The organism is Dietzia sp. CQ4 (assembly GCF_014145125.1).
GTDB lineage: Bacteria > Actinomycetota > Actinomycetes > Mycobacteriales > Mycobacteriaceae > Dietzia > Dietzia natronolimnaea.
Genome location: NZ_JAALDZ010000299.1, coordinates 1 through 5,350, shown reverse-complemented (window position 1 = coordinate 5,350; position 5,350 = coordinate 1). Strand labels below are relative to the sequence as shown.

2 protein-coding genes are annotated in these 5,350 nt (G+C 72.7%); both read left to right on the top strand.

Annotation, left to right across the window (positions count from 1 at the left end):
* Positions 1-2,792 (top strand): PD-(D/E)XK nuclease family protein (locus tag G6031_RS15335; protein ID WP_182653722.1); only part of this gene is annotated, 2,792 nt, incomplete at its 5' end.
* Positions 2,789-5,350, top strand: a 2,562-nt coding sequence (locus G6031_RS15330) for a UvrD-helicase domain-containing protein (protein WP_182653721.1), incomplete at its 3' end; no start/stop codon positions are given. The genes G6031_RS15335 and G6031_RS15330, both read left to right, overlap by 4 nt.

Genomic DNA, 5,350 nt, shown 5'->3' with positions numbered 1-5,350 from the left:
AGGTGGTGACCGACCTGTCCGCGCCGGCCCTGGCCCCCCGCGCCGCGCTGCCGTTCCCACTCCTCGAGGCCGCGGTGGAGAAGGCCCTGGACGCCGACCCCGGTGCGCTCCGGGCGGTGGCCTCCGAACCGGTCACCGGCCAGGCGGTCGCCCGGGCATGCCTGCGGTTGGGCACCGTGGAGGCCGGGTCGGTGGCGCCGGACAACCCCCTCCATTCCGAGGTGCTCCGGCTGTCGGAGCAGGCACTGTCGATGACCGGTGCCGCCTACTACACGCAGTTCGAGGCGGTGACCGACGCGCTGGGGAGGCTGGACGCGCTCGGCCGGATCGTCCTCGCGGCTCCACTGAGGGGGACGGAGGCCGAACGGCGACTACGCGCCGCGTTGGACGCGCGCGGGATCACGCCGGTCCCCGGGACGGGAGCCGACCACCTGGCCTCCGCGGCGGAACCCGACGGCGAGGGCGCCGTCACGGGAACCCACGTGCTGCACGCCTCGGACTCGGACGACGAGGTGCGGGCGGTCGTCCGGTTCGTCCGCTCGCGCCTGGCGGCCGGGATACCGGGGCACCGGATCGGCGTCTACTACCCATCGCCGGATCCCTACCTGCGACTGCTGCTCCGCGCGTTCGACGAGGCGGAGATCGTCGTCAACGGGCCCTCCGCCACCGATCTCGGCCGCACGCCCGCCGGCCGGTCCCTCACCCGGTTGCTCGGGATCCACCCGGACCTCATGCCGCGGGCCGAACTGCTCTCGATCGTGGCCGAGGGGGCGGTGACTATCCTGGACGACCACGGGGCCCCGGTCTCGTCGCGCCGCCTGGAGTTGCTCACCCGCACGCGTGTCCCCGTGATCGGCGGCGGTGATTGGGCCCGCCTGGCCGACCACCTGGCCATCGAACCGGATCCGTCCGGGCCCCGGCCCGACGCGGTGTCCCCTTCCACCGGTGTCGAGTTCACCGACTCCGACCGGGCGGCCGCCGCGGCTCTGCTGCGCCTCGTCGATCAGGTCCGGTCCGCCCTCGCCGCCCTAGACTCCGCACGGTCCTGGTCCGAGGTCGCCGCGACGGTGAACTCCATGCTCACCTCGCTCTTCCGGCAGAGCCTCGACCGGGCGGCCGTGCAGGCCGCCGTCGGTTCGCTCGCCGACCTCGACACCATCTCTCCCGCGATCACCCGCGAGCGGATCGTCGGCGCCGTGACCACGCGGCTGGACTCCCTCGCCGACCGGGTCGGCGAGGAGGGAGCGGGCGTGAGCCTGGGCCCGATCGACGACGCGGTCGGCCGGGATCTCGACACGGTGTGCGTGGTGGGCATGGCCGAGGGCCTGCTACCCGTCCTCCACCGACCCGATCCGCTCCTGCCCGAGGGCGCGGTCGACCCCTCGGCATCCGAGCTGCTCGACGAGCGCTACCGGGTGCTCCAACTGGCACTGTCGGCGGGCTCGGCCCGACGCCTGTGCTCGTTCCCCCGCGGCTCGATGCGGGGTGGCGGACACCGCATCCCGTCGCGGTGGCTCCTGCCCACGCTGTCGCGCCTCGCCGGTCGGCGGGTCCACGCCACCAGGTGGCAGGAGGCCCTGGAGGGGTGCCCCACCGTCACCGCGGTCCCCTCCTTCCTCGACGGCGTCCTCTCCCCGCCGTCCCTCCTGGGCCCCGATCCGGCCACCACCACCGAACTGCGCCTGCGCGAACTCGCGGCCGGCGGGTGGCGGGCGGGACCGGGGGCGCCGGAGCCGCTCCTGCGGGCCCACGAAATGCGCCGGGACCGGAGGCTCGGGGTCTTCACACGGTTCACCGGGGACGTGTCCTCGGTGAACGACCTGGTGAACGTGCTCGACACACCGGTCTCACCCACCCGCCTGGAGGACTGGGCCCAGAGTCCCTACCTGTTCTTCCTCGGCACCGTCCTCCGCGTCCGTGTACTCGACGATCCGGCGGCGGACATCGAGATGGACCTGCGCGACTACGGCGACCTGGTCCACGCGATCCTGCAGCGATACGTGTCCGCTCGACTCGAGCTGGGGGCCGGTCCGGACCGGGACCTGCTCATGCGTGCGCTGCGGGACGAGTGCGAGAAGGCCGTCACCGGGGCCCCCGGGTTGCTCGCCCCGCTGTGGCGCCGGCGGCAGATGCTCCTGGCCGCCGAGCTCGGCCGGTGGTTCGAGGAGGACAGCGCCGATGCCGACGCGGGCTGGCGGCCCACCGCCACCGAACTCGGATTCGGACGCGAGGTCCCCGGGGGACCGACGGCCCGGATCCCGTTCGAGGTGACCACCTCCCGCGGACCGGAGACCCTGCTCCTGGCCGGATCGATCGACCGACTCGACGTCCGGGGCGGCACACAACGCGTCACCGACTACAAGACCGGGAGGCCTCCCGGGTCGGAGCAACGCCCGAGCGAGGAGGACCCCACCGTGTCCGGCACCCGGTTCCAGCTCCCCCTCTACGCCGCGGCCGCCGCCACCGCCCGGGACGTGCCGGTGAGCGAGGTCCGCTACTGGTACTGCACCGAGCGCGGCGGGTTCGAACAGATCTCCCTCGCCGTCTCGGACACCGTCATGGACCGGGTCCGCTCGGACGTCGGGAACCTGGTCGACGCCATCCAACGGGGCTGGTTCCCCCTCAAGGGCGGACGCGGGTCCTCCCGTGATCTGGCCGACCTCCTCGGGGGAACGGACCTGGACCGCACATGGGAGCGACTGTCCGGGCGGGAGCCATTGGCGTCCCACCCCGCGTTCGTCGGCATCGTCGCCGGCGACACCACCGAGACCCGATCGGAGTCAGCCTCATGAGCGTGCTCCACGACCAACCCGCCCGGGACCGGGTCGAGCGCGACACCACCGCCACCCTGTTCGTCGAGGCCGGGGCCGGCACCGGCAAGACCCACGCCCTGGTCGGCCGGCTCAGCACCCTCCTGCTCACCGACGGTGTGCCCGTGGACCGGATCGCCGCGATCACCTTCACCGAGAAGGCGGCCGCCGAGTTGCGTGACCGGCTCCGCGTCCATCTGGTGGACCGACGGGACGCCGGCGACCAGCGCGCGGACGCCGCGCTCGCCGGGCTCGACACCGCCGCGATCGGGACCCTGCACTCGTTCGCCCTGCGCCTGCTCTCGGAGAATCCGCTGGAGGCCGGGATCCCCCCGAGGGTGACCGCCCAGCAGGACACCGCCGAGGCCACGGCCGTGGACGCCATGTGGCAGGAATGCGCGACCGTCCTGTTCGGCGGCGACCGGGACGGTTCGCGCTCCGGCGTCCTGGCCCGGGCCGTCGACGACCTGCTCGACGCCGGCGTCGGCACGCCCGCCTTCCGCGAGATGGTCGAGGCGCTGCACCGCGACTGGGACCGGCTCCCCAGCGGCCCTCTCCACTCCGGCGGGTCTCCCGACTCCGAGCTGCCCGACTCTCCCGATCTCGGCGAGATCGTCGCCGCGATCGGGTCGATCACCGGGTGGCGCGAGTCCTGCGTGGACGAGACAGACAAGCTCTTCCAGACCCTCGCCGGCCACGAGGCGTGGCTGAGGGACCTGCAGGCGGCGGCCACGGATCGGACGGCGTCACCGACCTGGGTCGAACTCCTCGGCAAGCCCATGACCGCAGGCCGGGGAGGACGCGCCGCCGCCTGGGGGGACAAGGCCACCGTCGACGCCATCAAAGAGGAGATCAGGCGACTGCCCTCGATCTGCACCGAGGTCCTGTCCGCCCACTGGCGCCCACGCATCGCGATCATCCTGGACGCCCTCATCCCGGTCATCCGCAGACATGCCGACGACCGTCGCAGGCACGGCACGTTGCAGTTCCACGACCAGCTCGTGCTCGCCCGCGAGTTGCTGCAGGACCGGGACGTCCGGGGCCGGGTCAGGGCCCGGTACACCCGGATCCTCATCGACGAGTTCCAGGACACCGACCCCATCCAGCTCGACCTCGCCACGCTCCTCACCGCCGAGGAACAGACGGACGGCACCGGGTCGGTATCAGTGTCAGGGACCGGCAGGCTCTTCACCGTCGGTGACCCCAAACAGTCCGTCTACCGTTTCCGGCGGGCCGACATCTCCACCTACCTGCGAGCGCAGCGCGGGGACGGAGTCGAGGTCGAACGCCTGAGCACCAACTTCCGGTGTTCGCGGGCGGTGCTCGACTGGGTCAACGAGGTGTTCTCGGAAGTACTCCTCGCCGCGGAGGGAGTGCAGCCCGACTACCGGGAACTGGAACCGGGTCCCGACCGGCCTCCGTTCGACCCCGCGCACGGCCCCCGCCCGTTCGTGTTCCGCACCGAGGACGTCCCCGAGCTTCCCGATCACTGTCCGCCGGACGCGAGCGATGACGCACGACGCCACTGGACCGAGGCCTCCGATGTGGCCCGGGTGATCGCGACCGCCGTCCGCGAGCAGTGGACACACGAGTCCAGGGACGGCGGTCACACCCCGCTCCGCCTCGGGGACATCGCGATCCTGTTGCCCTCGCGGAGTTCGCTGCCCATGATCGAGAAGTGCCTCGACCACGCTGGGATCGATTTCCGGACCGAGGCGTCGTCCATCGTCTACGGCACCCCGGAGATCCGCGACCTCCTCCTCTCCGTGCGGGCCGTGGCCAACAGCGCCGACGAGGCCTCGCTCGTCGGTGCGCTCCGTTCCCCGCTGTTCGGCTGCGGCGACGACGACCTGCTCCGCTGGCGCGCCGCCGGTGGGGCGTGGGCCCCCGGTGCCCCGGCACCCGACCACCTCGAGGACTCCCCCGTCGCCGCGGGGATCGACTACCTCTCCGACCTGTCCCGGCGGAGCCGCCGGCCGGGCGAGATCCTGGAGAAGCTCGTCCACGACCGCATGGTCTTCGAGTCGGTCGCCGAGTCCCCCCGCCGCCGCGACCTGTGGCGGCGCATCCGCTTCGTCATCGAGCACGCCTGGCAGTGGGAGGAGTCCGCCGCCGACCCCGCCCGCGCCGACCTGCGGGAGTACGCGGACTGGGCGCTGGCCCTCACCGCCGAGGACGCCCGCGTCCCCGAGGCGGTGATCCCCGAGATCGGTGTCGACGCGGTGCGGATCACCACCATCCATGCCGCCAAGGGCCTCGAGTACCCCATGGTCGTCCTGGCCGGGATGAGCCGCGGCTGGCCCGGGGACCGCGACAGACTCCTGTGGACGGACGACGATCCCCCGCGCCCCGTGGCCTCCTTCTCCACGCAGGTCCGTGATCCCGGATTCGCGCGGGCCGCAGAGCGAGAGGCCGAGCACTCCAGGGCAGAGCGGATCCGGCTCCTGTACGTCGCCACCACGCGGGCCGAGAGCCGGCTCGCCGTCTCCGGCCACGGATATGTCCTGAAAAAGCAGAAGACCCCGGAGCCCAAGAAGCTG